This window comes from Mesorhizobium sp. LNJC391B00, from assembly GCF_000502535.1.
GTDB lineage: Bacteria > Pseudomonadota > Alphaproteobacteria > Rhizobiales > Rhizobiaceae > Mesorhizobium.
In genome coordinates this window covers 1-291 of record NZ_AYWI01000043.1, presented here as the reverse complement: position 1 = coordinate 291, position 291 = coordinate 1, and the positions used below count along the sequence as shown (strand labels likewise).

General features: G+C 66.0%; 1 pseudogene. It reads left to right on the top strand.

Features of this window, described 5'->3' with window-relative positions:
• Positions 1-291, top strand: a pseudogene (locus X750_RS0134315) (DDE-type integrase/transposase/recombinase); the annotation flags it as partial.

Here is a 291-nt window from a genome sequence, read left to right as displayed (position 1 = left end):
CACAAGGGCTGGTTCCGGACCCGCGACGGCTGGCGTTGCGAACCCTTGACGGTGATGGATGCGTCGAGCCGCTATCTTCTGGCGCTCGAAGCGACGGGGTCGACGGCCCATAGCGAAGCCTGGCCGGTGTTCGAACGGCTGTTTGAAGAGCATGGCCTGCCGGATCGCTTCAGAAGCGACAATGGCCCGCCCTTCGCATCGGCCGGCGTCACCGGGCTGACGCCGCTTGTCGTGCGCTTCATCAAGCTCGGCATCACCTTGGAGCGGATCGCACCCGGCAGGCCACAGCAG